Raw genomic sequence first — 24794 nt, 5'->3', positions numbered from 1 at the left:
GGAATCATCCGGGACGCTCAACCATTGAAGAGGTCATGAAAACTTTTGTTCTTGGCGGAGGCTGCTTCTGGTGCCTTGACGCCGTGTACCAGAAAACCAAAGGTGTGAGCTCGGTGGTTTCGGGCTACACCGGCGGCCACGATCCCAACCCCGATTACTACTCGGTCTGCAGCGGAACCACCGGCCACGCCGAAGTTGTAGCCGTCACGTTCGATGAGGATGTCATTCCCGCCGAAGTCATCCTGGACATGTTCTTCGCCCTCCACGATCCCACCACGCTGAACCGGCAGGGCTACGACGTCGGCACCCAGTACCGGTCTTCCATGTTCTATGAGGCCACTGAGGAGAAGATCCTCTTCGAGGAAGCCATCGAGCGGAACCAGGCTTTGTGGGCACACCCGATCGTGACCGAGGTCAGCCGGCTGCCGCGGTTCCATGTGGCGGAGGATTTCCATCAGGACTATTACGCCAAGTACCCGGAGCAGGGCTACTGCCAGGTGATCATCAACCCGAAACTCGCCAAGGCCAGGAAATATTACTCTGCATGGCTTAATGCTTAGCAGCCGCCGCACCCCCCTCGTTAGGCTGACCTCAGTATTCACACTTGAGAGATAGGCATATCTACATGGCACGGATCTATGACGATGTTACGCAGCTGGTCGGCGGCACCCCGCTGGTCCGTCTGAACCGACTGAGCGAAGGCCTGGACGCTACCGTCGCCGTCAAGCTTGAGTTCTACAACCCGGCCAACAGCGTCAAGGACCGCATCGGCGTGGCCATCGTCGACGCCGCCGAAAAGTCCGGCGCCCTCAAGCCGGGCGGCACCATTGTTGAGGGCACCTCCGGCAACACCGGCATCGCCCTGGCCATGGTGGGCGCTGCCCGCGGGTACAAGGTCATCCTGACCATGCCGGAGACCATGTCCACCGAACGCCGCGTGATGCTCCGGGCCTTTGGCGCGGAAATCGTCCTGACGCCGGGCTCCGAGGGAATGCGCGGCGCCGTGGAGAAGGCCCAGGAAATCGTGGCCAACACGGAGAACTCCATCTGGGCCCAGCAGTTCGCCAACGAGGCCAACCCCGAGATCCACCGCACCACCACGGCCGAGGAAATCTGGTCCGATACCGACGGCAAGGTGGACATCTTCGTCGCGGGCATCGGCACCGGCGGCACCGTTACCGGCGTCGGCCAGGTCCTGAAGGAACGCAAGCCGGAAGTCCAGATCGTCGCCATCGAACCGAAGGATTCCGCCATCCTGAACGGCGGCGCTCCCGGACCGCACAAGATCCAGGGCATCGGCGCCAACTTCATCCCGGAAATCCTGGACACCAACGTCTACGACGAAGTCCTGGACGCAACCCTGGAGGACTCCGTACGGGTCGCGCGCGAGCTCGGCGTCAAGGAAGGCATCCTGGGCGGCATCTCCTCAGGCGCCATCGTCTGGGGCGCCCTGGAACTGGCCAAGCGGCCGGAGAACGCCGGTAAGCTGATCGTCGCCATCGTCTGTGACTTCGGAGAGCGTTACATCTCCACCGTGCTCTATGACGATATCCGCGGCTGATTCAACAGCTGTCGGCCCCATTTCCTGTAGAAAGAACTTTGTGGGCTTTTTCGCAAGACTAAAAGAAGACCTCGACGCCGCCCGGTCGCACGACCCGGCGGCCCGGGGTTCTTTTGAGAACTTTTTCGCATATTCAGGGCTTCATGCCATCTGGATCCACCGCCTGACGCACAAAATGTGGCGGAATCCAGGGCTTCGCTTCCCGGCACGGCTGGTGTCCCAGTTGGGCCGCTTCCTGACGGGAATCGAAATACACCCCGGAGCCACCATTGGCCGCCGCTTCTTCATCGACCACGGCATGGGTGTGGTGATCGGCGAGACCGCCGAGATCGGCGAAGACGTCATGATCTATCACGGCGTAACGCTCGGCGGCCGGTCGCTGGCCAAGGTCAAGCGCCATCCCACCATTGAGGACCGGGTGACCATCGGTGCCGGTGCGAAGATCCTGGGGCCCATCACCATCGGCCGGGACAGCGCCGTGGGCGCCAACGCCGTAGTGGTCAAGGACGCTCCGCCGGAGTCGATCGTGACCGGCGTGCCCGCCAAATGGCGTCACCGGGACGCGCAGCGCGAAACAAAGCCGGCAGTGGATCCCGCCGAATACGACATCGAGTACCGGATCTGAGGATTCACCGAGCGGTCGAACCTCGGTTTAGTCTGCGATGCGCTTGAGTACCAGGGTCACTGCCGCGTCATAAAGGCGGTCCGGCAGCAGCCTTCTGAGAGCGAGGATGGCTGCCGCTCCCCTGCCCACCGGATAGCGGGTCCTGGGGCGCGCTGAAGTGGCTGCATGCAGCACGGCTTCCGCGATGATCTCCGGCCGGGTTGACGATTCAGGCTTGTTGGTGGTGGCCAGGACGGCCGCCATGTGCCTGGCTTGGTCCGCGTACGGGCCTTCGCCGCTGCTGGCCAGCAGGCCGTCCGCGGAAATGCGGCCCCATTCGCTGAGCGTACTGGCCGGTTCAATGATGCAGACCTCGATTCCATGCGGCTTGAGCTCCAGCCGGAGCGAATCGCTCATGCCCTCGACGGCGAATTTGGTGGCGTGGTACCACGCGCCCAGCGGCTCGTAGAACTTGCCGCCGATGGAGGATACATTGATGATCCTGCCCCGGCCCGCCGCCCGCATGGCCGGCAACACCAGTTGCGTCATCCGGGCCAGCCCAAAGACGTTGACATCGAACTGGCGCCTGCCCTCGGCCAGGTCCACCTGTTCCAGGGCCCCGTACGACCCATAGCCGGCGTTGTTGACCAGGACATCGATCCGCCCGCGTTCCTCCAGAACCCGTCCGACGGCGGCACGCATCGATTCGTCGTCGGTCACGTCCAGCGCCAGGACATGGATGCCCATGGCCTTAAGGGGCTCCATCCGGTCCACCCGGCGGGCGCCGGCATAGACCGTAAAGCCCTGGCCGCTGAGCTTCCTGGCCGCCTCGTAGCCGATGCCGGTGGAAGCTCCCGTAACTAACGCTACTGGCTGGGACATGTGGACTCCCTTGGTGGACGGACACCTATGGTGGCGCCGAACGCCAACGGCCGGCACCTCCCAGAGTATCCGGGAAGTTCCGGCCGCAGGTTTCGCAGCGTGATGCAGTTTTGTGGTGGGTGGCGCCTAGTGGGTATCCACGGCTTCGATTTCGGACTTGTCATCGCCCCAGAGGGTGTGGAACGTGCCCTCGGCATCGACACGGCCGTAGGTGTGGGCACCAAAGAGGTCGCGCTGGCCCTGGATCACTGCGGCCGGCAGGCGCTTGCGGCGCAGGCCGTCGTAGTAGGCCAGCGAAGAGGAGAACACGGGCACGGGAATACCCAGCTGGACAGCGGTGGAAACCACACGGCGCCAGGCAGGCAGAACATCGGCGATCGCTTTGGTGAAGGCCGGGGCAAACAGCAGGTTGGCAGGCTTGTCCTCCGCCGCGTAAGCCTTGGTGATGTCCTTCAGGAGCTCGGCACGGATGATGCAGCCGCCGCGCCAGAGGGAGGCGATCTCGTCCAGCTTCAGATCCCAGCCGTATTCCGTGGCCGCAGAGGTCAGCATGTCCAGTCCCTGGGCGTAAGAGACCAGCTTGGAGGCGTACAGCGCCTGGCGGACGTCTTCGACGAACGTTTCCGGAACCTCGACGGCGACTTCCTCACCGGCAAGCAGTTCCTGGCCGAGCTTGCGCTGTTCTGCCTGCGAGGACAGGGCGCGGGCGAAGACGGACTCCGCGATGCCGGAGACCGGCGAACCCAGTTCCAGGGCGGAGATGACCGTCCAGCGGCCGGTGCCCTTCTGGCCTGCGGCGTCCACCACGACGTCGACGAACGGCTTGCCCGTCTTGGCGTCCACATGGCCGAGCACCTGGGCGGAGATTTCGATGAGGAAGGAGGCGAGATCGCCCTTGTTCCACTCTTCGAAGATCTTGGCCTGGTCTGCCGGCTCAATGCCCGCCCCGGAGCGCAGGAGGTCAAACGCTTCGCCGATGACCTGCATGTCGGCGTATTCGATGCCGTTGTGGACCATCTTGACGAAGTGTCCGGCGCCGTCGGTGCCGATCCAGGCACAGCAGGGCTGGCCGTCTACGTGCGCGGCGATCTTCTCCAGCAGCGGGCCGAGGGCTTCATAGGATTCCTTGGACCCGCCGGGCATAATGGACGGGCCGTTGAGGGCGCCTTCCTCACCGCCGGAGACTCCGATGCCGACGAAGTGCAGATCCTTCTTGGCCAGGGCTGCTTCGCGGCGGCGGGTGTCCTCGTAGTGGGAGTTTCCGGCGTCGATGATGATGTCGCCGGCTTCCAGCAGCGGTTCCAGCTGCTCGATGACCGAGTCCACGGGCTTGCCGGCCTTGACCATGATCAGGACACGGCGCGGCTTCTCCAGCGAGTCCACCAGTTCCTGCAGGGTTTCGGTGCGGACGAAGTCGCCGTCCGTGCCGTGCTTTTCGAGAAGTGCATCAGTCTTTTCCACCGACCTGTTGTGCAGGGCGACCGTAAAACCGTTACGGGCAAGGTTGCGGGCAAGGTTGGCGCCCATTACTGCTAGGCCGGTGACACCGATGTGTGCAGACATCAAAAACTCCAATTCATTGTGTGCAATGGATGTGCAGGTGACTCCGCATTCATGGCGAAGCAGGCTGGCACGAACCACAGGGTCCGAATAAAGCATATATATTCAATCGGCTTCGGGAAAGCGGGGCCCACTCTATGAAACGCGGCCAGCCGTTTCCCAGTCTAGGCTTGACACCATGTCGACCAGCCTGCATCACCGTGCCATTGAAAATCTTGGCACCCGGATCATTACGGGCGACCTGCCCACCGGTCACGTCATGCTGGCCGAGCACCTCGAAGAAGAGCTGCGGGTTTCCCGTTCCGTGGTACGCGAAGCCGTGCGCGTTCTCCAGTCGCTGGGCCTGGTGGAAACCATCAAGCGGGTGGGCATCCGGGTGCTGCCGCCGAGCCGGTGGAACCCCTTTGATCCCCAGGTCATCCGCTGGAGGCTGTCCAGCGAAGGCCGCGGCGCACAGTTGCGGTCACTGGCGGAACTCCGCTCCGCCGTCGAGCCCGCAGCCGCGGAACTGGCCGCCAGGAATGCCCCCGCGCCACTGCGCCGGGAATTGGTGGATATCGCCCACGCCCTGCGCGACGCAGGGCACGACGGCGACGTGCCGCGGTTCCTTGACCTGGACATAGCGTTCCACTCGGTCCTGTTGTCAGGGTCCGGCAACGAGATGTTCGCCAACCTGATGGGGCAGGTGGCGGAAACCCTGACCGGACGCACGGTCCATGGCCTGATGCCGGACCACCCGCACGAGGGCGCGCTGCAGTGGCACGTTGACCTCGCCGAAGCAGTGGCCGCGGGCGACGCCCCTGCTGCGAGGGAGGCCTCCGAGCGGATCATGCGGCGCACGATGACGCGGATGTCCGGTACCTGGACGGATCAGCCGCGGGTCTTCATCCCCGTCCGCAGGAACTAAGCACCGGAAACGGCCGGCCGGAAATCAAGCAGGACTTTGCCGGATTCGGCGGAGTTGCGGGCGACGGCGAAGGCTTCGAGTGCTTGTTCCGCGGGGTATTCGTGGGTGATGACCGGTGCTATGTGCAACGAACCGTCGGTGAGGGCGGTGATGACGTCGTCGATTTCGTCGTTGAAGCGGAAGGAGCCTTTCAGGTCCAGTTCGCGGGTGATGGCCAGGGAGATCAGGACCGGTTGGGGTCCGCTGGGCAGCAGACCGACCATGATCACGGTCCCGCCGCGGGCGGCGCCCTGGATGGCGGAGGCCAGGCCGTGGTGGTTGCCGGAGGATTCAATCACGACGTCGGCCTGCACGGCCGCGATCGCCGCCTCATCCCCGGCGGTGATCACCGCGTCAGCCCCGACGGCCGTGGCGATCTCCAGCGGCCGCGGGTGCATGTCGACGGCGGTGATATGGGCCGCGCCGGCTCGTTTGAGGACCGCGACGGCCAGGGCACCGATCGGGCCGGAGCCGATCACCAGCACGGTTTTGCCTTTCACGTCCCCGGCCCGGGACACGGCGTGCCAGGCAACCGCGGCGGGTTCGATCAACACTGCGGTCCGCAGGTCCAGGCCCGCGGGCAGGGCCCGGAGCATCCGGGCCGGCAGGTTCACGTACCGGGCGAACGCCCCGTCGGTATGCGGGTAGCGGGCCGCGCTGCCCAGGTAGGTGCAGCCCGGGGAGAGGTTGGGCCGGTCCGCCGGATACCGCACGCCCGCCGCGGCGCCGGTGCCCGGACCGGGGGTGGCCGGGTGGACCGCCACCGGCGTGCCCGCGGCCGGGCCGGTCCCGTCCGCGGCGGCCCGGACCACGGTCCCGGAAATCTCATGCCCGAGCACCAGCGGCGCCTTCAGGACCGATTCCCCCGCCGCACCATGGAGCCAGTAATGCAGGTCCGAACCGCAGATCCCGCCGTACCGGACCTCCACCACGGCCTGGTCCGGGGCCGGAGTAGCGAGGGTCAGCTCATCGATCCGGAGGTCGTTGGCAGCATGGGCCACCACCGCCGGACCCGATACCGGCAGCACGTCGTCTCCGTTGTCCCGTGTTAGAGCTCCTTCGGTGCGCATCAGACGACCACCGTCATGCCGCCGTCGATGAAAATGGTCTGCCCGTTCACGAAGTCCGAACCGTCCGAGGCCAGCCACACCGCCGGGCCGGCCAGGTCCTGCACGGTCCCCCACCGGTGCGCCGGGGTCCGGCCCAGGATCCAGGAATTGAACTGCTCATCATCCACCAGGTTCTGCGTCATCTCGGTATGGATATACCCCGGCGCGATCCCGTTGATCTGCAAACCGGACCCGGCCCACTCAGCCGTCATCGCCCGGGTCAGGTTCCGCAGCCCGCCCTTCGCCGCAACATACGGGGCGATCGTGGGACGGGCCAGGTCCGTCTGGACCGAACAGATATTGATGATCTTCCCGTGCCCGCGCGGGATCATGTGCCGGGCAGCCTCCCTCCCCACCAGGAACGCGCTGGTCAGGTCAGTGGAGATCACCCGCTCCCAATCCTTAACGTCCAGCTCCAGCATCGGCACCCGGTGCTGGATCCCGGCATTGTTCACCAGGATCTCCAACGGCCCCACATGCTCCTCCACCCACGCAACCCCACGCGCCGCCTCCGCATCGGAAGTGACATCAAACGCGACGCTATGGACCCGGCCGGGCGCAAAATCAGCCGCCAACACCACCTCCGCAGCCTTCAACCGCTCCGCATTGATACCGTTCAACACCACCGTCGCCCCGGCCTCGGCCAACGCCCGCGCCAACGCATTACCAATCCCCCGGCTCGAACCAGTCACCAACGCAACCCGCCCGGACAAATCAAAAAGTGAAGTCATCGTGTCTTTCCTCAGTTGGTCTTGGTGGTGGGTTGGTCACTCAGATTGGAGATGGTTTGCCGGACCGCGGCCAGGTCGAGGTCCCCCAGTCCTTGACGCTTCAGTTCCGCGTAGAGTTCCACGCCGGCTGCCGCCATCGGCACGGTGGCACCGGCTGCCTGCGCGGCTTCAAGGACAAAGGAAAGGTCCTTGTGCATGAACCTGGCAGGTCCCGTGGGGGTGTAGTCCTTCCGGACGAGGCGCGGACCCACGAGGTCCAGGACGCGGCTTCCAGCCAGGCCGCCGGCGAGGACTTCGAACAAAGCCGCCGGATCCATGCCCGAACGCTCGGCGAGCTCGGCCGCCTCCGCGAGCGCCGCCGTCGTGGTTCCCACAAGGAGCTGGTTGCACGCCTTGGCCAGCGACCCTGACCCCAGCGGGCCCATGTGCCTCACCGTGGTTCCCATTGCTCCGAAGAACGCTTCGAGCCGTCCAAAGTCCTCGGCTGCGCCGCCGGCCATGATGGCCAGTGTGCCCTCGGCTGCGCCCTTGGTTCCGCCACTGACGGGCGCGTCCACGACGGCGGCGTGGCCGCGGCTCGCCTCGTGCACCCGCTGTCCGAAGGCCCGGACCGCTTCGGGCGATACGGAACTCATGACCACTACGGCCGTGCCGGCCGCCGGTGGCGTCTCAACCCAGCTCGCCAGCAGGCCGGACGCGGCCTCCTCGATGAACGGAAGATCGGGGAGCATAAAGGCAATGACCGGGAAGTCCCGCAGAGAGGCAACATCTGGTGCTTTGCTGCCACCAGCACCCTGGAGGTCCTCAACCGGCCCGGGTGAACGGTTCCACGCCGAGACATTCCACCCGGCCCGAAGCAGATTCTTCGCCATGGGCAGGCCCATGAGGCCCAGGCCCACAAAGCCCGCTCTTTGTTCATTCATGGTCGCCTCGACTCACATCGTTGTGTGGTTAATGAAGGGAAATCTGTCCAATATCCTAGCCTCTATTCAGTATGATGAACACTATGACGACCGAAACCATTGTCGCGATCGCCGTCCCGCTCGAAGCTGAGCTGGTGGACCGCATCCGCGCCGTAGATCCGTCCGTGACCGTCCTCTATGAGCCAGACCTGCTTCCCCCCGAACGTTTCCCGGCCGACCATTCCGGAGACCCCGGATTCAAGCGCACGCCCGGGCAGGAAGAGCGGTATTGGGCCATGCTCAACCGCGCGGAGGTCCTCTACGGCCTGCCTAACGAAAGCCCCGCAGGCCTGGCCCGCATAGCCCGCGAGAATCCGCGGCTTCAGTGGGTACACGCCATGGCCGCCGGGGCCGGGGGTGCCGTCAAGGCATCCGGCCTGGACCAGGAAACCCTCAGTAAATTCCGCGTCACCACATCCGCCGGCGTCCATGCGCTGCCCCTGGCGGAGTTTGCCGCGCTGGGGATCCTTAACGGCTTCAAGCGGAGTGCCGAGTTGGCCCAGGACCAGGCCGCCAAGGTATGGCCCGAACTGCGGACACCTACCCGGCTGGTCAGCGGCTCCACCCTGGTGGTCACCGGCCTCGGCGAAATCGGCCTGGAGGCGGCCCGCATCGCCCGCGCCCTGGGCATGAAGGTCAGCGGGACAAAGCGGACAGTGGAGCCGATCGAGGGAATCGAAGAGGTTTCGGACAATGACGGCCTCGCCGGGCTCCTCGCCACCGCTGATGCCGTGGTGAACACCCTGCCCGGTACGCCCTATACGGAGAAGCTGTTCAGCCGGGAAGTCTTTGCGGCAATGAAACCCTGGACCGTATTCGTGAACGTCGGCCGGGGCACTGTTGTGGATGAGGACGCCCTGCTCGAGGCCCTTAACAACGGCCAGGTGTCCTACGCGTGCCTCGATGTTTTTGCAGTGGAGCCGCTCCCCCAGGACAGCCCGCTGTGGGCTCATCCCAGGGTTATGGTCTCACCGCATACATCGGCCCTCAGCGCGGCCGAGAACCGCCTGATCTCAGAGCGCTTCTGCAGTAACCTCCGCACGTTCCTCGACGGCGGCGACCTCCCCCACCTGGTGGACCCGGTCCATTTCTACTGACCTGTCGAAACCCGAGAAGGCGGCCTTCCCACTATGGGAAAGCCGCCTTCTTTGCATGCAGGTATTTTAGCTTGCGTCCTCCACCAGGACCAGGTCCCGGCCCACCGTTTCGGGGGTAAAGAAGGTGGTGCCGAACGAGATCAGCGCCAGGACCAGGGAGTAGATGGCCGGGACCAGCCAGGAATGGCCGGTGGCTGCCAGCAGCGCCACGCCGATCATCGGAGCGAACCCGCCGGCCATGACAGCAGAGAGCTCGCGGCTCAGCGCCACACCGGTAAAGCGGTGCTGGGCGCCAAAGAGTTCCGGCAGCAGGGCGCACTGGGGCCCAAGCATGGACTGCACACCCAGGGAGATGCCCACCACCATGACCACCCAAACCAGGGTGACATTGCCCAAAGTGACCAGGTAGAAGGCCGGCAAGGCGATGACGGCCTGGAAGAGAGCGCCGTAGCGGTACACCGGAACCCGGCCGAAGCGGTCGGACAGTGCACCGAAGGTCACCACCATGACTGCAGCAAACCCGGCGGCGATGAGCAGGCCTGTGGGGCCGATGAACTTGTCGCCGGCAAAAACACCGGCGGGCAGGCTGATGAAGGAAACCAGGAGCGCGGAGTAGATGGACGAGTTGCCGTTTTCACCCATGCGGAGGCCGATGCCGATGAGCACGTTCTTCTTGGAGTGCTTCCAGATGTGTCCCACCGGATTCTTGGCCACGGCCTTGTGCTTTTCCAGTTCCTGGAAGACAGGCGTTTCCTTGAGCCGGAGCCGGATGAAGACGGCGATGACAATCAGGATGAAGCTGGCCAGGAACGGAACCCGCCACAGCCAGCCCTGCAGGACTTCCTTATCTGCCAGTGCCATCAGGGCAAAGGTGCCCGCGCCCAGCAGCGTGCCCAGCTGGATTCCGACGAACGGCAGCGCAGCGAAGAAACCGCGGCGGCGGCGCGGGGCCACCTCTGAAATCAGGGTGGTGGCACCTGCCTGTTCGGCGCCGGCACCGAGGCCCTGGAGGATCCGCAACGCCACGAGGAGTACGGCTCCCAGCATGCCGGCCTGCTCAAAGGTGGGCAGGAGTCCGATGGCGAAGCTGGCCATACCCATCAGGCCGATGGTCAGGATCAGGACCATTTTCCGGCCGAACCGGTCGCCGATGTAGCCGAAGACCACTCCGCCGAACGGGCGAGCGGCGAAGCCCACTCCATAAGTGGCGAAGGATGCGATCACTGCGCCGCTTTCGCCCAGCGGCGAGAAGAAGAGCGGGCCGAAGATGAGGGCTGAGGCCAGCCCGTAAATATAGAAGTCGTAGTACTCCAGAGCGGAGCCTACAGAGCTGGCAAGTGTTGCCCTTCGCAGCTGGTCAGGATCGACGACGGCGCCATCCAGGTCTGCCTGCGGTGATTTAGTACGAGTTGTCACAAGAACTCCCTCAAAAACACTCCAGGCCCCCGTTGGCCTGGTGGGATAGCAAGGACACCCGTGGCGTCGATCACTATATTGAACAGAGTACAGCAAGTTGAACACTTGGCAAATGGACCGGAATGATTTTTCCTACCTGGGCTTAAGTCGGTTGCCAGGGCGGCCACCACAGCCTTGATCAGCCCATGGGGTTGCCCAGCGACCTTGCCAGTTCATTCAGTTCCTTGACCATCTGGGAGCCCTGCTCGGCGGAGTAGGTTGCCTTGAGTGCGGTCACGGACAAGCCAAGACTCGGGCCATGCGCGCCGCGGGTTGGTACGGAGACGGCCAGGCACACCACGCCCGTTGTGGACTCCTCATCCTCGAAGGCGTATCCCTGCTCCCTGATGGTCTGCAGTTGGGCCTTGAGCTCAGCGCCGGTTCGCAGTGACTTGGGCGTCAGTACCGGCAGCTGGACGTCATCAGGAAACATGACGTCGATGTCATGATCGTGGAGCCGGGCAATCAGGGCCTTGCCCACGGCGCACAGCGAGACCGGCATCTTGTCCCCGATGTTCGAGGTCAGGCGGACCGCCGGGTGGCCTTCGTAACGGGCGAGGTAGATGACATTGGTGCCATCAAGCATGGCTATGCGGACGGTTTCCCCGGACAGAGTAGGTGCCTGCTCGCAGAAGCGGTAGAACTCCTGGACTTCGTCGAGCCGGCTCAGATATGCCGCGCCCAGTTCCACCAGCTTGCGTCCCAGCGTGAACTCCGCGCCCTGGCGGCTGATCAGCCGGGCTTCTTCGAGAGCCAGCAAAAGGTTGGAGGTGGACGATTTGGGGATCCCCAGCTCGCGGGCAAGGTCACTGAGCGTCAGCCTCCCGGTGGCGGAGGCTGCCAGTGCGTCCATGACTGCGGCAGCGCGCGTGACGGCAGGTGCCGGAGACGTGCTCCCCAGACCCTCAGAGGGACGGGAGGTGCGGGAATCGGCCATGATTCTCCTTTGATCGGCACGCGAGGCGCTCAAGTTACTTGCTTGTTCATTCAGCTGAACAGTAACCATCATAATGGCTTGGAGCAGACCCGGCTCCGTCATCCCGCGCGCCAATCAGGCCAATACACCTCAATAACTCCGTACCGTTTTTTGTTTCCGGAAGTTCACGGTATATTCATCTCAGGCCCTCCACCGCGGCATCCCCCAATAGTCGCGGTGGAGGGTTTTCCAATGCCCAAAAACCCGGGCATTCTAGGCGGCGCCGGCAAGGGATTCCCGTCGCCGCCAGCCCCCTCCCAGTCCGTCACGCTCCAGGATCATTGTGGTCAGGGCGGACTGCGGATTGCGCCCCAGCCTCACCTGGATCTGCATCACCTCGACGTCCACCCGGCCCAGCCCCTTGGGCATTCGGCGCTGTGCTTCCCACCAGCTCACCCGCTCGAACCACCGCACCGCTTCGGCGCCGACAGCCCACTCCCGGCCCTCACACAGCACCGTCACCGGGATGCCTTCCTGCGACATTTGCACCTGCACATAATCCATAGCAGGAACTGTAGGTACCGGCACCGACAATTACGGTGGCGGGCCTTGTCACCACGGCAAGGAGTGGCCGGATACAGGAAAACCCCGTTGTTCCTGGCCTCACGGGCCTGGAACAACGGGGTTTTATTGGTGGGTCCTACCGGGATCGAACCGATGACATCCACGGTGTAAACGTGGCGCTCTACCAGCTGAGCTAAAGACCCAAACAGCCGATTTCCGCGCCGCAGCACGTCAACCAACGAACATAAACTCTACCTGACCAGCAGGAACAAAAGCCAATCGGCGCCATCAGGGCAGCCGGGCGGAGTCAGAGACCGGGCAGTTCGGCGGCGAGCCAGGTCAGTGCCTCGCTGACGCCGGCATGGAGCTTGATGGCGGCGTGCTGGTCGCCACGGGTCTCACCCCTGTTGATGATCACCACCGGCTTCCCGTTCTTTGCAGCATGCCGGACGAACCGCAGCCCGCTCATCACCGTCAGTGACGAGCCGGCCACCAGGAGCGCCGCAGCGGCGTCCACGGCAGCGTAAGCGGCTTCCACACGGTCCTTGGGCACATTCTCCCCGAAGTAGACAAAATCGGGCTTCAACCTTCCGCCGCAGGCAGGGCAGACTGCTACGACAAAGCTGCTGATGAGATCGGCGTCCTCAACTGTCGAGTCCGCATCAGGGGCCATCTCTACCAGGGCCGACGCAGTGGCACGCTCCAGGAATCCGGGATTCAGCTCTTCAAGCATTCCTGCCACGAAGCGTCTGCTGTAGGTCCGTCCGCAGTCCAGGCACACCACCTGGTCATAGCGGCCATGGAGGTCAATGACGTTCAGGCTGCCGGCGTCCTCATGCAGCCTGTCCACGTTCTGGGTGATGAGGCCGGTGAGCAGTCCGCGCTGCTCCAGCTCTGCAGCTGCGCGGTGGCCCGGATTGGGATCCGCCCTCCGAAGGTGGGACCAGCCGATGTGGTTCCGTGCCCAGTAGCGCTGGCGGTTGGCGGCGTCACGCACAAACTCCTGATACGTCATGGGTGACCTTGGCACTGAGTCCGGGCCCCGATAGTCCGGAATTCCCGAATCCGTGCTCAGTCCCGCGCCGGTCAGCAGTGCCAGGGGTTTGCCGGCCAGCAGATCCCGGATCCGCTCCAGGTCTTCCAGATGGCCATCGGACAGCGGCGCAGGGTCAGCTGCGGGCAGGCTGGCAAAGCCCGTCAGGCCGATGCCGCGCCGCTGCTGTTCCATGTCAGGTCAGGCCTGTTCCAGGCCCGCCAGCACCTTGCGGTATTCGGAGAGTTCGCGGGCCTGGCCACGCGGATTCACCACCACATAGCGGATGGTGCCAACGGCGTCGATGATGAAGCTCCCCCGCCGGGCCATCCCGCTCTCCGGGTCGAAGACACCGTACGCCTCGGCGACAGCCCCATGCGGCCAGAAGTCGGCAAGGAGGTCGAAACCGTAGCCTTCCTTCTCGGCGTACGCCCGGAGGCTGAACTTGCTGTCGACAGAGACACCCAGGACAGTGGCCCCAAGGTCCTCGAACACTGAAAGGTTGTCCCTGATCTCGCACAGTTCCCCGGTGCAGATACCGGAGAAGGCGAACGGGTAAAAGACCAGCACCACATTCTGTCCGCGGAACGACGACAGCCTGACCGGCTCACCGAACTGGTTTGCCAACTCGAAATCCGGTGCGGCCTCCCCTACCACCGGCACAGACACACCGGCAGTCGACAGAGTTTGCGTCACTTGTTCTTCCTGCTCACCAACCGGGTGGCGCTCCAGTCTTTGGAGACGCCGGCGGAAGTGGTGAGGTGAAGGCCGGCTGTGGGCGCCGCTTCCTGTATTTCCGCTGGAGAAACGTAGCCGGACCTGCCGGACTTCGGGGTCAGCACCCAGACAACACCGTTTTCACTCAGTGTTGTCAGCGAATCCATGAGCGTATCGACCAGGTCACCATCGCCGTCGCGCCACCAGAAGATGACGGCGTCAACGACGTCGTGGTCGTCCTCGTCCAGGAGTTCGGACCCGGTCAGGTCCTCGATATCATCACGCAAGTCGAAATCGACGTCGTCGTCGTAACCGAACTCCTGAATCAGATCCCCACTTTTGAAACCCAATTTTTCCGCCACATTTACCGAAGTGGCGGCGTCGGCCTCGCTCACGTGTTCCTCCAATGCCTAATACATGCAATACGCATAGTGATTTCCATTACTCCAAGCCAACACCCTTTGAGCCTGCGCTTCAAGCTGACGCCACCGCGATCCGCCATATTCTGCGTCACATCCGGTGCCGCCACCCTGCATGCCCAAGGGTTTCGTCACACAACCAGTATGACCGCGAAATACAACGGCGGTGCCACGGACGCGGCTACGCATCGCGCTGAAGTCACAGCTAGAGTGGCTGTGACAACTATGCCTGCGGGGCGACCGCCCTGGAATTCAGTGCAGACATAGGCGTGCTAGGACCCTGCCCGGCGCACATGACCGGGCTGTTGTAACCGATACGTCGCACACGTCGCGTTTACGCCGGACAGCTACCCTGCCCGGCCTGAGTGCGCCGATGCATGCGCGCAAAGAGAGGTTGGACGTGGCTGCAGGAGAAGATACCTCCCATATCCTCAGCGGGTTGACTAACCAGCTGCCTGATCGTGATCCGGAAGAGACCGCTGAATGGGTTGAGTCCCTGGATGCACTGATCAGGGAACAAGGCACGGAACGTGCCCAATACATCATGCGGAGCCTTCTGCAGCGCGCCGGTGCGCAAAGCGTGGGCGTACCGATGGTGACCACCACGGACTACGTGAACACTATTCCCGTGGACCAGGAAGCGCCGTTCCCCGGCAACGAGGAATACGAGCGCCGGTACCGGGCGTACATGCGCTGGAACGCCGCGATCATGGTGCACCGCGCACAGAAGGCGAACATCGGGGTGGGCGGGCACATCTCCACCTATGCCGGCGCCGCCACCCTGTATGAAGTGGGCTTCAACCACTTCTTCCGCGGCAAGGACCACCCCGGCGGCGGTGACCAGGTCTTCTTCCAGGGCCACGCATCCCCCGGCATGTATGCACGCGCGTTCATGGAAGGCCGCCTTTCCGAGGAGGACCTGGACGGATTCCGCCAGGAGAAGTCCAAGGAGGGCCACGCGCTGTCCTCCTACCCGCACCCGCGGCTGATGCCCGAGTTCTGGGAATTCCCGACCGTATCGATGGGCATCGGTCCCATGAATGCGATCTACCAGGCCCAGTCCAACCGGTACCTGCACAACCGCGGCCTCAAGGACACCTCTGACCAGCAGGTCTGGGCGTTCCTTGGTGACGGCGAAATGGATGAGCCCGAGTCCCGCGGCCTGCTCCAGCTCGCAGCAAACGAGAACCTGGACAACCTGAACTTCGTCATCAACTGCAACCTCCAGCGCCTGGACGGGCCGGTGCGTGGTAACGGCAAGATCATGCAGGAACTTGAAGCGTTCTTCCGCGGCGCCGGCTGGAACGTCATCAAGGTTGTCTGGGGCCGCGAGTGGGATGACCTGCTCACCAAGGACTCCGACGGTTCGCTCGTAAAGATCATGAACGAAACCCCCGACGGCGACTACCAGACCTACAAGGCAGAGTCCGGAGGGTTCGTCCGCGAGCATTTCTTCGGCAAGGACCCCCAGACCAAGGACCTCGTCGCCGACCTGAGCGATGACCAGATCTGGAACCTCAAGCGTGGTGGCCACGATTACCGCAAGGTTTACGCCGCGTACAAGGCAGCCACCGAATTCAAGGGCAAGCCCACGGTGATCCTGGCCAAGACGGTCAAGGGCTACGGACTCGGTCCCCACTTCGAGGGCCGTAACGCCACGCACCAGATGAAGAAGCTCACGCTGGACGACCTGAAGAAGTTCCGCGACCACCTGCGGATTCCCGTCACCGACGAGCAGCTGGAAAAGGACCTGTACCAGCCGCCGTATTACCACCCCGGCAATGACGCGCCTGAAATCAAGTACATGATGGAACGCCGCGCCGAGCTCGGCGGCGCCGTGCCGGAGCGCCGCTCCAAGCACCAGGACATCGCACTGCCTGACGCGAAGACCTACGAAGTCGCCAAGCGCGGCTCCGGCAAGCAGCAGGCTGCCACCACCATGGCGTTCGTCCGGCTCCTCAAGGACCTCATGCGGGACAAGAACTTCGGCAAGCACATCGCGCCGATCATCCCCGATGAAGCCCGCACCTTCGGCATGGACGCGTTCTTCCCGACCGCCAAGATCTACAACCCCAAGGGCCAGAACTACCTGTCCGTGGACCGTGACCTGGTGCTCGCTTACAAGGAGTCCGCGCAGGGTCAGCTGATCCACCCGGGTATCAACGAAGCCGGCGCTGTGGCGGCGTTCACCGCCGCGGGCACCGCGTACGCCACCCACGGCGTGCCGCTGATCCCGGTCTACGTGTTCTACTCCATGTTCGGCTTCCAGCGCACCGGTGACGCCTTCTGGGCAGCCGGTGACCAGATGGCCCGTGGCTTCATCATCGGAGCCACGGCCGGACGGACCACCCTGACCGGCGAGGGGCTCCAGCACGCTGACGGCCACTCACCGCTCCTGGCGTCCACTAACCCGGCCGTGGTCACCTACGACCCCGCCTACGGGTACGAAATGGGCCACATCATCCGGGACGGCATCGAGCGCATGTACGGGCCCGACTCCACGGACCGGAACCTCATGTACTACCTCACGGTCTACAACGAGCCGATCACCCAGCCGGCGGAACCTGAAGAGCTGGATGTTGAAGGCGTACTCAAGGGCATCTACCTGGTGGCCCCGGCGAAGATCGACGGTCCCCGGACCCAGATCCTGGCCTCGGGAGTCTCGGTGCCCTGGGCCATCGGCGCGCAGCAGCTTCTGGCGGACGACTGGGGGGTCTCGGCCGACGTCTGGTCGGTCACGTCCTGGAACGAGCTCCGCCGCGACGGCATGGCCGCCGAGGAAGAAGCCTTCCTCAACCCCGGCCAGCCTGCACGTGTTCCGTTTGTGACCCAGCAGCTTGCCGGAGCCACCGGCCCGGTTGTTGCAGTCTCGGACTACATGAAGGCCGTCCCGGACCAGATCCGTCAGTTTGTGCCGAACGAGTTCGCCTCGCTCGGCGCTGACGGCTTCGGCTTCTCCGACACCCGTGCGGCTGCCCGCCGCTTCTTCAAGAACGACATCCACTCCATCGTGGTGCGGTCCCTGGAGATGCTGGCACGTCGTGGCGAAGTGGATGCCCAGGCCCCGGCCAAGGCAATCGAGAAGTACCGCCTGCACAATGTCAACGCCGGTTCCACCGGCAACGCAGGCGGCGAGTCCTGATCAGACTCCTGTAGGAGCATGACGACGACGGCGGCACTCACTGAGAGGTGAGTGCCGCCGTCGTTGTTAATCGGTGTTGCAGGGCGCACGGCCGGATGCGGCGTCCTGCGGTCCCTGTGACCCAGATCCAAGCCGGTTGTAGCCTTTGCACAAATGGAGCTTGCGTGGCGGGCACCGTATGCTCAGAAGATGCCTGAGCCAACCACCGCACCCGCGAAGCGCAAGCCGTCCTCGCGCAGCATGACGCCGGAGAAAACCGAAACCCTGAAGAAACTCCGGGCGAGTGTAGGCCAGCTGTCCACCACTACGCTGCGCCAGCTGGAAAAATCGCTGCCCTGGTATTCACGCCTCAGCTCCGATGAACGCTCGGCCCTCGGTATGGTGGCGCAGAACGGCATAGCCGCTTTTGTCACCTGGTACGAACGCCCCAGCTCGCCTTCCTGGATTCTCTCCGATGTCTTCGGAACTGCGCCCACGGAACTCACCCGCTCCATCAGCCTGCAAAAGGCCCTCCAGCTCATCCGGATCGTGGTCGAAGTGGTGGAGGACCAGGTGCCGGTCATCGCCCCCGAAGCAGACCAGCCCGCACTGCGGGAGGCGGTGCTGCGGTACTCGCGGGAAGTAGCCTTCGCTGCGGCGGATGTCTATGCGCGGGCAGCCGAATCCCGGGGATCGTGGGATACCCGCCTTGAGGCCCTGATCGTCGACGCCATACTGCGCGGGGAGAACACCGACGCGCTGCGATCGAGAATCGCCGCACTGGGGTGGAAAGCCCAGGAACGGTTCACTGTCATGGTGGGGAATTCGCCGTCAGAGCCCAGTGCCAGCTACGTCAGCGAACTGCGGCGCATGGCGGGCCGCTACGCCGAGGACGCGCTGGTGGGCATCCAGGGCGACCGGCTGATCCTGATTCTGGGCGGCCTTAAGGACAAAGAGACCGCCTACCTGAAGCTCAGTGAAATGTTCGCACCCGGGCCCGTGGTGTACGGCGCGGAAGCGGGTTCATTGCTGGAGGCCAGCGGATCAGCCCAGTCCGCCTTCGCCGGTCTCACCGCGGCACGGGCCTGGCCCTCCGCTCCCCGGCCGGTGGCGGCCGACGACCTGCTGCCCGAACGCGTCATCTCCGGCGACGAAGCGGCCCGCCGGTCGCTGGTCAAGAACATCTACCGTCCCCTCGTGGCTGCCTCCAACGGGCTGGTAGAGACGCTGGGCACCTACCTTGAACTGGGGCACTCCCTCGAGGCAACAGCCCGCGAACTCTTCGTGCATGCCAACACGGTCAGGTACCGGCTCAAGAGAGTCTGTGACGTTACCGGCTGGGATCCGCTCCTCCCCCGGGAGGCATTTGTGCTGCAGGCGGCACTCGTTGTCGGCCGGCTTTCAGCACCGCCAAAAGCGCCCGCCGAGCGTCATCCTGCGCGGAACCAGCTCTGAGTCGTTGTAGACTTCCTACAATCTGACCCCTTGAGCTTGGTGCAGACAAACACCGCTTGATGACACAGTAATTTGGAAAGCTGGATACGTGCTTGCAATAGTCTGCCCTGGACAGGGCTCACAGACCCCCGGTTTTCTGGCCCCTTGGCTGGAACTTCCTTCGGTAGCAGGCCAACTGGCCTCCCTCAGCGAGATCGCAGGCATCGACCTGACAGCGCATGGGACCACCTCGGATGAGGAAACCATCAAGGACACCGCCGTCGCGCAGCCCCTGATCGTGGCCGCGGGCTTGGTCGCCGCGAAGTCACTGTTCGACGTCGAACTGGCCACCTTGCCGGTGATCCTTGCCGGACACTCTGTAGGCGAGATCACCGCCTCCGCCTTGGCCGGAGTGCTCACCGAGCACGAAGCCATGACGTTCGTCCGTGAACGCGCCAACAGCATGGCCGCAGCCGCTGCTGTCACGCCCACCGGTATGAGTGCAGTGGTGGGCGGGGACCCGGCAGAGGTCCTGGCAGCCATCGAGGCCGCAGGCGCCACACCGGCCAACGTCAATGGTGCCGGGCAGACCGTTGCCGCGGGGACCTTCGAACAGCTCAAAGCGCTCTCGGAGAACCCGCCGGCCAAGGCCAGGGTCATCCCGCTGAAGGTGGCCGGAGCCTTTCACACGTCGCATATGTCCCCCGCTGTGACTGCCCTCGAGGCGCTGAAGCCGCAGCTCAAGCCGCACAAGCCGTTGGTCCCGTTGCTGTCCAACTTCGACGGCCAGGAAGTCATTGACGGCGATGCCGCCGTTGAAAGCCTCATTGCGCAGGTCTCCAGGCCTGTCCGTTGGGACCTATGCATGGAAACATTGGTCCAGCGCGGCGTCACCGGAGTCATCGAACTGGCCCCGGCCGGAACGCTGGCAGGGCTTGCCAGGCGCGGCATGCCCGGAGTCAAAACAGTTGCCGTCAAAACCCCGGACGACCTCACGGCCGCGCTGGCACTCTTTGCAGAATTGGAGGGAAACGCATGAGCGTTCCCACGCTGAACCAACGTCCGGTGCATGCCTACAGCCGCATCATTGGACTTGGTGCCTTCCGGCCGGATGTCATCGTCACCAACGAGGACGTCTGCCAGTGGATCGATTCCTCCGATGAATGGATACGACAGCGGACCGGCATCGTCACCCGTCACCGCGCCGCCGCCGATGTCAGCGTCGTTGATATGGCCGAAGGCGCTGCCCGTGAGGCCCTGCAGAAGGCCGGAATCGACGCCTCGCAGTTGGGCGCGGTCATCGTTTCCACCGTCACCCACCCTTACGCCACGCCGTCGGCAGCTGCTGCCCTTGCTGATCGCATTGGGGCCACGCCGGCACCGGCTTTCGACATCTCGGCCGCCTGCGCCGGCTACTGCTACGGGATCGCCCAGGCCGACGCCCTGGTCCGCTCCGGAACAGCCGACTACGTGCTGGTGGTCGGGGCGGAGAAGCTCTCCGACGTCATCGACAACCGGGAACGCACCATCTCCTTCCTGCTGGGCGACGGTGCGGGCGCGGTAGTCATCGGCCCTTCAGACACCCCCGGCATTGGGCCGTCCGTCTGGGGTTCAGACGGCAGCAAATGGGACGCCATCGGCATGACCCGCTCGATGCTGGACGTGCGCGACCTGAGCCTGGCCGCCCGCCAGTCCGACGAATCCGGCGACTTTGCCCTCCTGGAGGAGGCTCAGGAGCTCTACCCCACCCTGCGCCAGGACGGGCAGACCGTCTTCCGCTGGGCAGTCTGGGAGATGGCCAAGATGGCACAACAGGCCCTGGAGGCCGCCGGGGTCAAGGCTGAAGACCTCGCGGCCTTCATCCCGCACCAGGCCAACATGCGGATCATCGACGAGATGGTCAAGAAACTCAAGCTTCCCGAATCCGTCCTGGTGGCCCGCGACATCGCAGAGGCCGGCAACACCTCGGCAGCTTCAATCCCCCTGGCCACCCACCGCCTGCTTCAGGAACACCCCGAGCTCAGCGGCGGCCTCGCACTCCAGATCGGCTTCGGCGCCGGGCTGGTCTTTGGCGCCCAGGTCATCGTCCTTCCTTAGGAACGTCCCACACAGGCCGCACCCGCGGGCTGAACCGTTTCCGGCACCATCCGCCGGCAATAACAAGAAAAGGAGCCATCAATGGCTAGCAACGAAGAGATCCTGGCCGGCTTGGCTGAAATCGTCAACGAAGAAACCGGCCTTGCCCCCGAGGCAGTGGAGCTGGACAAGTCCTTCACCGAGGACCTGGACATCGACTCCATCTCCATGATGACCATCGTGGTCAACGCCGAAGAAAAGTTCGGCGTGCGTATCCCGGACGAAGAGGTCAAAAACCTCAAGACCGTAGGCGACGCCGTCAGCTTCATCGCCGGCGCCCAGGCCTAGCCAAGGCTCCAGCCACTTACGGCTGACTGGACTGCCGGTCCGTGCCCAGGCCGGGCCGGCAGTCCCCCTCATATTTCCTGGCAGCCAACTGAACTGCCCACACGCGGGACCCCGCCGGCGATTACCGGAGATGGCCTGCCCACCGACAGAGAGCAATCCCATGACACGCAAAGTAGTCATTACCGGTCTGGGGGCCACCACGCCCATCGGCGGCGACGTTCCCACCATGTGGAGCAATGCCCTGAAGGGCGTCTCCGGTGCCCGCACGCTGGAAGACGACTGGGTAGCCAAGTACGAACTCCCCGTCCACTTTGCCGCCCGCTGCACCACCCCCGCCCTCTCGGTCCTGAGCCGGGTCGAGGCCAAGCGGATGGATCCGTCCACCCAGTTCGGTGTGATCGCCTCCCGCGAAGCCTGGGCCGATTCAGGCATCACCGAGATCGACCCCGACCGCCTGGCCGTAGCCTTCGCTACCGGCATCGGCGGCGTGTGGACGCTGCTGGATGCGTGGGACACCCTGAAGGAAAAGGGCCCCCGCCGCGTCCTTCCCATGACCGTGCCCATGCTGATGCCCAACGGCGTCGCTGCCGCCGTCAGCCTTGACCTTGGTGCCCGCGCCGGAGCCCACACCCCCGTTTCTGCCTGCGCTTCCGGAACCGAGGCCCTGCACCTGGGCCTGGACCTGATCCGCTCCGGCAAGGCCGACGTTGTCATGTGCGGCGGCGCCGAAGCCGCCATCCACCCGATGCCCCTGGCCGCCTTTGCCTCCATGCAGGCGCTGTCGCGGCGCAACGACGACCCCCAGGGTGCCTCACGGCCCTACGACCTTGGCCGTGACGGCTTCGTCATGGGCGAAGGCGCAGGTGCTCTGGTCCTCGAAGCCGAGGAACACGCCCTGGCCCGTGGCGCCCGCATCTACGGCGAACTTGCAGGCACCTCCGTGACAGCGGACGCTTACCACATCACTGCCCCGGACCCGCAGGGACTTGGCGCCACCCGCGCGCTGAAAGCAGCCATGTTCGATGGCCGGATCCAGGCCGAGGACGTGGTCCACGTCAACGCGCACGCCACGTCCACACCTGTGGGTGACAAGCCCGAGTACACGGCGCTCCGCGCGGCGTTGGGGAACCACATCGACAACGTAGCGGTGTCCGCCACCAAGTCGCAGATGGGTCACCTGCTGGGTGCCTCCGGTGCGGTGGAGGCCGTCCTTACGGTACTGGCTGTCTACGAGCGCAAGGCGCCGGTGACAATCAACCTCGAAAACCAGGACCCTGAAATCCCGCTCGACGTTGTGACCTCTGCCCGCGATCTGCCGTCCGGTGACATCGTGGCACTGAGCAACTCCTTCGGCTTCGGCGGCCACAACGCCGTGATCGCGGTCCGCAGCGTCTAGCCGTCCAGGACCACGCACGAAAAGGAGGCCCCGCCATCTGAACCCGGATGGCGGGGCCTCTTTCGGTCTGTGCACCTTGCTATGGAGTTCCTGGCCCGTGGAGTACCCGCCGGCCCTGGTGGATGGCGCAGGTGGGGCCGGGGGCGCTACGGAGAGTCAGCCTACCTGGTGGAGCCAGCGGACCGGGGCGCCTTCCGCCGCGTGACGGAAGGGCTCGAGTTCCTCGTCCCAGGCCTCACCGAGGGCCAGCGAAAGCTCGTGGTACACGGCTGAGGGATCGCCGGCGCCCGATTCGTAGGCGTAGCGGATCCGGTCCTCCGACACCATGATGTTCCCGTGTACGTCCGTTGTGGCGTGGAAGATCCCCAGCTCGGGGGTGTGCGACCAGCGCCCACCGTCAACGCCCTGGCTCGGTTCTTCGGTGACCTCGTAGCGCAGATGCGCCCAGCCGCGGAGCGAGGACGCCAGCTGCGAGCCGGTGCCGGGGGTCCCGGTCCAGGAAAGCTCGGCCCTGAACATTCCGGGCGCGGCAGGCTGAGGGGTCCACTCAAGATCCGTACGCTTGTCCACGACGGATCCAATGGCCCACTCAACGTGCGGGCACAGTGCGGTAGGGGCTGAGTGAACAAACAGCACACCACGGGTCATTGCAACAGACATTCCATCCTCCATAGCTGTAGGTACGTCTTCCCCAACGACCTCTGCCTGGATGAAACTGCCTTGCCCTGCCCTCCAGCGGCGGTTTTCCTGCCCGGATATTAAACTGTGTCCGGCACCTGCTGTGACACCTGAAGCGGATGAGCTTCAAGCGAAACTTGAAAGTTGCCGGACTTGACTCTTATTGTGCCGTACACCGCGTAATTACGCCAGTGCGATTCCAAGCCGGGAAACGTGAACGGACTATTCGTGCCCGCAATTTTGATCCCGGGCCCTCAGGCCCTGGGATGGGCCTGCTGGTAGCTCCTGCGGAGGCGTTCCACTGAGACGTGGGTGTAGATCTGGGTGGTGGCCAGGCTGCTGTGGCCGAGGATTTCCTGGACTGCGCGAAGATCCGCCCCGCCGTCGAGCAGGTGGGTGGCCGCGGTATGCCTCAGCGCGTGGGGTCCGGTTGCGGAGGTGTCCCCCAAAGCCTCGAAGAGGTCCTTGACCACGGCCCTGACTTGGCGTTGGTCCACGCGGTTGCCTCTGGAACCGAGGAAAAGCGCAGGGCCCGAGTGGTCATTGGCCAGGACCGGGCGGCCCCTGCGGAGCCAGTCGTCAACGGCGAGCGCTGCCGGAACACCATAGGGCACGGTCCGTTCCTTGTTGCCCTTGCCGATCACGCGCAGGGTCCGGCGGTCCGGGTTGAGATCGTCAATGTCCAGTCCTGCCAGCTCCCCTACCCGTACGCCCGTGGCATAGAGAAGTTCGACCATGGCCCGGTTGCGTAACGGAAGCGGCGCTCCGCCCGACGCTGCTTCCTCCAGGCTGTGGAGCAGCCGTTGGAGTTGCCCGGCCTGAAGCACCCCGGGAAGCGACTTCTCCGCTTTGGGGGCCCGTAACCGCAGGGCGGGGTCAGTCACGAGAAGTTCCTCCCGCATGGCCCACGTGGTGAACGACCTGGCAGTCGCGGACCGGCGGGCAAGGGTGGACCGGGAGATTCCGGCCTGGCTCTGCTCCCCCAGCCAACGCCGGAACGTGCCCAGCTCCAGGCCCGGCAGGTCCGTAATGCCTTCGGAGGCGGCGTACGCGAGCAGGCTGCGAAGGTCGGAAAGGTAGGCGCGCAGTGTATGTCCGGACCGGGCACGCTCGGCAGTCAGGTACCTGCCGAAACCGGCAAGTGCCTGCTCGAACGCCCGGGGCAGCTCCTGATTCTCCACTGTC

Annotated in this window: 24 protein-coding genes and 1 tRNA gene; 11 read left to right on the top strand and 14 right to left on the bottom strand. The window is 64.4% G+C overall.

All coding sequences use genetic code 11. The features are described 5' to 3' along the window. Positions 1-35 precede the first annotated feature (35 nt). From msrA to epsC, 3 genes are all read left to right on the top strand, one after another. Positions 36-560: a peptide-methionine (S)-S-oxide reductase MsrA gene (gene msrA / locus AC1MCA_RS18645; RefSeq protein ID WP_479799795.1), complete on the top strand. Its 525-nt coding sequence runs from the start codon at positions 36-38 to the stop codon at positions 558-560. Between the two features lie 65 nt (positions 561-625). Beyond that, positions 626-1561 (top strand): cysteine synthase A, encoded by a 936-nt coding sequence (gene cysK / locus AC1MCA_RS18640; RefSeq protein WP_108598453.1) that lies wholly within the window; start codon positions 626-628, stop codon positions 1559-1561. Between the two features lie 40 nt (positions 1562-1601). After that, positions 1602-2186 (top strand): serine O-acetyltransferase EpsC, encoded by a 585-nt coding sequence (gene epsC, locus AC1MCA_RS18635; protein WP_108598454.1) that lies wholly within the window; start codon positions 1602-1604, stop codon positions 2184-2186. A gap of 27 nt (positions 2187-2213) precedes the next feature. Here the strand turns inward: epsC and AC1MCA_RS18630 are convergent, their stop codons facing one another. Together AC1MCA_RS18630 and gndA are read right to left on the bottom strand one after the other, a co-directional pair. After that, positions 2214-3047, bottom strand: a complete 834-nt coding sequence (locus AC1MCA_RS18630; protein ID WP_479799793.1) for an oxidoreductase — start codon at positions 3045-3047, stop codon at positions 2214-2216. A 126-nt stretch (positions 3048-3173) separates the two neighbouring features. Then, positions 3174-4610, bottom strand: coding sequence for an NADP-dependent phosphogluconate dehydrogenase (gndA, locus tag AC1MCA_RS18625; protein ID WP_479799791.1), 1437 nt, complete (start codon positions 4608-4610; stop codon positions 3174-3176). 175 nt (positions 4611-4785) lie between these two features. On the opposite strand from gndA, the gene AC1MCA_RS18620 reads away from it, so the two are divergent. Continuing rightward, positions 4786-5514: a FadR/GntR family transcriptional regulator gene (locus tag AC1MCA_RS18620; RefSeq protein ID WP_131682483.1), complete on the top strand. Its 729-nt coding sequence runs from the start codon at positions 4786-4788 to the stop codon at positions 5512-5514. Here AC1MCA_RS18620 and AC1MCA_RS18615 read toward each other — a convergent pair. From AC1MCA_RS18615 to AC1MCA_RS18605, 3 genes are read right to left on the bottom strand one after another with little or no spacing between them, the layout of a single operon-like run. After that, positions 5511-6623: an L-idonate 5-dehydrogenase gene (locus AC1MCA_RS18615; protein WP_479799789.1), complete on the bottom strand. Its 1113-nt coding sequence runs from the start codon at positions 6621-6623 to the stop codon at positions 5511-5513. The genes AC1MCA_RS18620 and AC1MCA_RS18615 overlap by 4 nt on opposite strands. After that, on the bottom strand, positions 6623-7393 hold the full coding sequence (locus AC1MCA_RS18610; RefSeq protein WP_479799786.1) for an SDR family oxidoreductase: 771 nt from the start codon (positions 7391-7393) through the stop codon (positions 6623-6625). Before AC1MCA_RS18610 ends, AC1MCA_RS18615 begins: the two co-directional genes overlap by 1 nt. A gap of 11 nt (positions 7394-7404) precedes the next feature. Further along, the gene (locus AC1MCA_RS18605) at positions 7405-8316 is read right to left on the bottom strand and encodes an NAD(P)-dependent oxidoreductase (protein WP_479799784.1); all 912 of its coding nucleotides are present in this window, start codon (positions 8314-8316) and stop codon (positions 7405-7407) included. Positions 8317-8387: 71 nt separating this feature from the next. Between AC1MCA_RS18605 and AC1MCA_RS18600 the strand changes: the two genes are divergently transcribed. Next, positions 8388-9452: a D-2-hydroxyacid dehydrogenase gene (locus AC1MCA_RS18600; protein ID WP_479799782.1), complete on the top strand. Its 1065-nt coding sequence runs from the start codon at positions 8388-8390 to the stop codon at positions 9450-9452. Positions 9453-9518: 66 nt separating this feature from the next. Here the strand turns inward: AC1MCA_RS18600 and AC1MCA_RS18595 are convergent, their stop codons facing one another. From AC1MCA_RS18595 to AC1MCA_RS18565, 7 genes are all read right to left on the bottom strand, one after another. Continuing rightward, positions 9519-10868 carry an MFS transporter gene (locus AC1MCA_RS18595; protein ID WP_108599027.1) on the bottom strand — a complete coding sequence of 450 codons (1350 nt, stop codon included), beginning with the start codon at positions 10866-10868 and terminating at the stop codon, positions 9519-9521. A gap of 178 nt (positions 10869-11046) precedes the next feature. Next, a complete protein-coding gene (locus AC1MCA_RS18590; protein WP_479799778.1) occupies positions 11047-11844 on the bottom strand; it encodes an IclR family transcriptional regulator in 798 nt (265 codons plus the stop codon). 252 nt (positions 11845-12096) lie between these two features. After that, a complete protein-coding gene (locus AC1MCA_RS18585) occupies positions 12097-12387 on the bottom strand; it encodes a hypothetical protein (RefSeq protein WP_479799775.1) in 291 nt (96 codons plus the stop codon). A gap of 127 nt (positions 12388-12514) precedes the next feature. Then, positions 12515-12590, bottom strand: a tRNA-Val gene (locus AC1MCA_RS18580). Positions 12591-12694: 104 nt separating this feature from the next. After that, positions 12695-13615, bottom strand: a complete 921-nt coding sequence (locus tag AC1MCA_RS18575) for an NAD-dependent protein deacetylase (RefSeq protein ID WP_479799773.1) — start codon at positions 13613-13615, stop codon at positions 12695-12697. Between the two features lie 6 nt (positions 13616-13621). Then, positions 13622-14116 (bottom strand): peroxiredoxin, encoded by a 495-nt coding sequence (locus AC1MCA_RS18570; protein ID WP_479799769.1) that lies wholly within the window; start codon positions 14114-14116, stop codon positions 13622-13624. After that, a complete protein-coding gene (locus tag AC1MCA_RS18565) occupies positions 14113-14532 on the bottom strand; it encodes a DUF3052 domain-containing protein (protein WP_108597628.1) in 420 nt (139 codons plus the stop codon). Before AC1MCA_RS18565 ends, AC1MCA_RS18570 begins: the two co-directional genes overlap by 4 nt. Before the next feature lie 397 nt (positions 14533-14929). Between AC1MCA_RS18565 and aceE the strand changes: the two genes are divergently transcribed. From aceE to AC1MCA_RS18535, 6 genes are all read left to right on the top strand, one after another. Then, the gene (aceE, locus tag AC1MCA_RS18560; RefSeq protein WP_181364990.1) at positions 14930-17698 is read left to right on the top strand and encodes a pyruvate dehydrogenase (acetyl-transferring), homodimeric type; all 2769 of its coding nucleotides are present in this window, start codon (positions 14930-14932) and stop codon (positions 17696-17698) included. A gap of 189 nt (positions 17699-17887) precedes the next feature. Continuing rightward, positions 17888-19132 carry a PucR family transcriptional regulator gene (locus AC1MCA_RS18555; RefSeq protein WP_108597625.1) on the top strand — a complete coding sequence of 415 codons (1245 nt, stop codon included), beginning with the start codon at positions 17888-17890 and terminating at the stop codon, positions 19130-19132. An 88-nt stretch (positions 19133-19220) separates the two neighbouring features. Beyond that, positions 19221-20150, top strand: coding sequence for an ACP S-malonyltransferase (locus tag AC1MCA_RS18550; RefSeq protein WP_479799763.1), 930 nt, complete (start codon positions 19221-19223; stop codon positions 20148-20150). Then, positions 20147-21208, top strand: coding sequence for a beta-ketoacyl-ACP synthase III (locus AC1MCA_RS18545; RefSeq protein ID WP_108597623.1), 1062 nt, complete (start codon positions 20147-20149; stop codon positions 21206-21208). Before AC1MCA_RS18550 ends, AC1MCA_RS18545 begins: the two co-directional genes overlap by 4 nt. Before the next feature lie 81 nt (positions 21209-21289). Continuing rightward, a complete protein-coding gene (locus AC1MCA_RS18540) occupies positions 21290-21535 on the top strand; it encodes an acyl carrier protein (protein WP_009359314.1) in 246 nt (81 codons plus the stop codon). A gap of 160 nt (positions 21536-21695) precedes the next feature. After that, positions 21696-22931, top strand: coding sequence for a beta-ketoacyl-[acyl-carrier-protein] synthase family protein (locus tag AC1MCA_RS18535; protein WP_479799761.1), 1236 nt, complete (start codon positions 21696-21698; stop codon positions 22929-22931). 156 nt (positions 22932-23087) lie between these two features. On the opposite strand, the gene AC1MCA_RS18530 is transcribed toward AC1MCA_RS18535, so the two are convergent. Both AC1MCA_RS18530 and AC1MCA_RS18525 read right to left on the bottom strand, forming a co-directional pair. Next, on the bottom strand, positions 23088-23591 hold the full coding sequence (locus AC1MCA_RS18530) for a DUF3145 domain-containing protein (RefSeq protein WP_108598472.1): 504 nt from the start codon (positions 23589-23591) through the stop codon (positions 23088-23090). Positions 23592-23863: 272 nt separating this feature from the next. After that, positions 23864-24790, bottom strand: coding sequence for a tyrosine recombinase XerC (locus AC1MCA_RS18525; RefSeq protein ID WP_479799759.1), 927 nt, complete (start codon positions 24788-24790; stop codon positions 23864-23866). Between the last annotated feature and the right edge of the window lie 4 nt (positions 24791-24794).

The sequence above is a fragment of the Arthrobacter sp. BK1 genome (assembly GCF_056680055.1).
This window is presented reverse-complemented; position numbering and strand designations above follow the sequence as displayed.

Bases quoted from the DNA above. Each gene is read 5' to 3' on its own strand.
- AC1MCA_RS18590 (WP_479799778.1), bottom strand. From the start codon at position 11,844: ATGGCCGATTCCCGCACCTCCCGTCCCTCTGAGGGTCTGGGGAGCACG.
- aceE (WP_181364990.1), top strand. From the start codon at position 14,930: ATGCATGCGCGCAAAGAGAGGTTGGACGTGGCTGCAGGAGAAGATACC.
- AC1MCA_RS18600 (WP_479799782.1), top strand. From the start codon at position 8,388: ATGATGAACACTATGACGACCGAAACCATTGTCGCGATCGCCGTCCCG.
- AC1MCA_RS18605 (WP_479799784.1), bottom strand. From the start codon at position 8,316: ATGAATGAACAAAGAGCGGGCTTTGTGGGCCTGGGCCTCATGGGCCTG.
- AC1MCA_RS18555 (WP_108597625.1), top strand. From the start codon at position 17,888: ATGCCTGAGCCAACCACCGCACCCGCGAAGCGCAAGCCGTCCTCGCGC.
- AC1MCA_RS18620 (WP_131682483.1), top strand. From the start codon at position 4,786: ATGTCGACCAGCCTGCATCACCGTGCCATTGAAAATCTTGGCACCCGG.
- AC1MCA_RS18540 (WP_009359314.1), top strand. From the start codon at position 21,290: ATGGCTAGCAACGAAGAGATCCTGGCCGGCTTGGCTGAAATCGTCAAC.
- AC1MCA_RS18535 (WP_479799761.1), top strand. From the start codon at position 21,696: ATGACACGCAAAGTAGTCATTACCGGTCTGGGGGCCACCACGCCCATC.
- AC1MCA_RS18530 (WP_108598472.1), bottom strand. From the start codon at position 23,591: ATGTCTGTTGCAATGACCCGTGGTGTGCTGTTTGTTCACTCAGCCCCT.
- AC1MCA_RS18630 (WP_479799793.1), bottom strand. From the start codon at position 3,047: ATGTCCCAGCCAGTAGCGTTAGTTACGGGAGCTTCCACCGGCATCGGC.
- AC1MCA_RS18610 (WP_479799786.1), bottom strand. From the start codon at position 7,393: ATGACTTCACTTTTTGATTTGTCCGGGCGGGTTGCGTTGGTGACTGGT.
- AC1MCA_RS18585 (WP_479799775.1), bottom strand. From the start codon at position 12,387: ATGGATTATGTGCAGGTGCAAATGTCGCAGGAAGGCATCCCGGTGACG.
- msrA (WP_479799795.1), top strand. From the start codon at position 36: ATGAAAACTTTTGTTCTTGGCGGAGGCTGCTTCTGGTGCCTTGACGCC.
- cysK (WP_108598453.1), top strand. From the start codon at position 626: ATGGCACGGATCTATGACGATGTTACGCAGCTGGTCGGCGGCACCCCG.
- AC1MCA_RS18575 (WP_479799773.1), bottom strand. From the start codon at position 13,615: ATGGAACAGCAGCGGCGCGGCATCGGCCTGACGGGCTTTGCCAGCCTG.
- AC1MCA_RS18615 (WP_479799789.1), bottom strand. From the start codon at position 6,623: ATGCGCACCGAAGGAGCTCTAACACGGGACAACGGAGACGACGTGCTG.
- AC1MCA_RS18545 (WP_108597623.1), top strand. From the start codon at position 20,147: ATGAGCGTTCCCACGCTGAACCAACGTCCGGTGCATGCCTACAGCCGC.
- gndA (WP_479799791.1), bottom strand. From the start codon at position 4,610: ATGTCTGCACACATCGGTGTCACCGGCCTAGCAGTAATGGGCGCCAAC.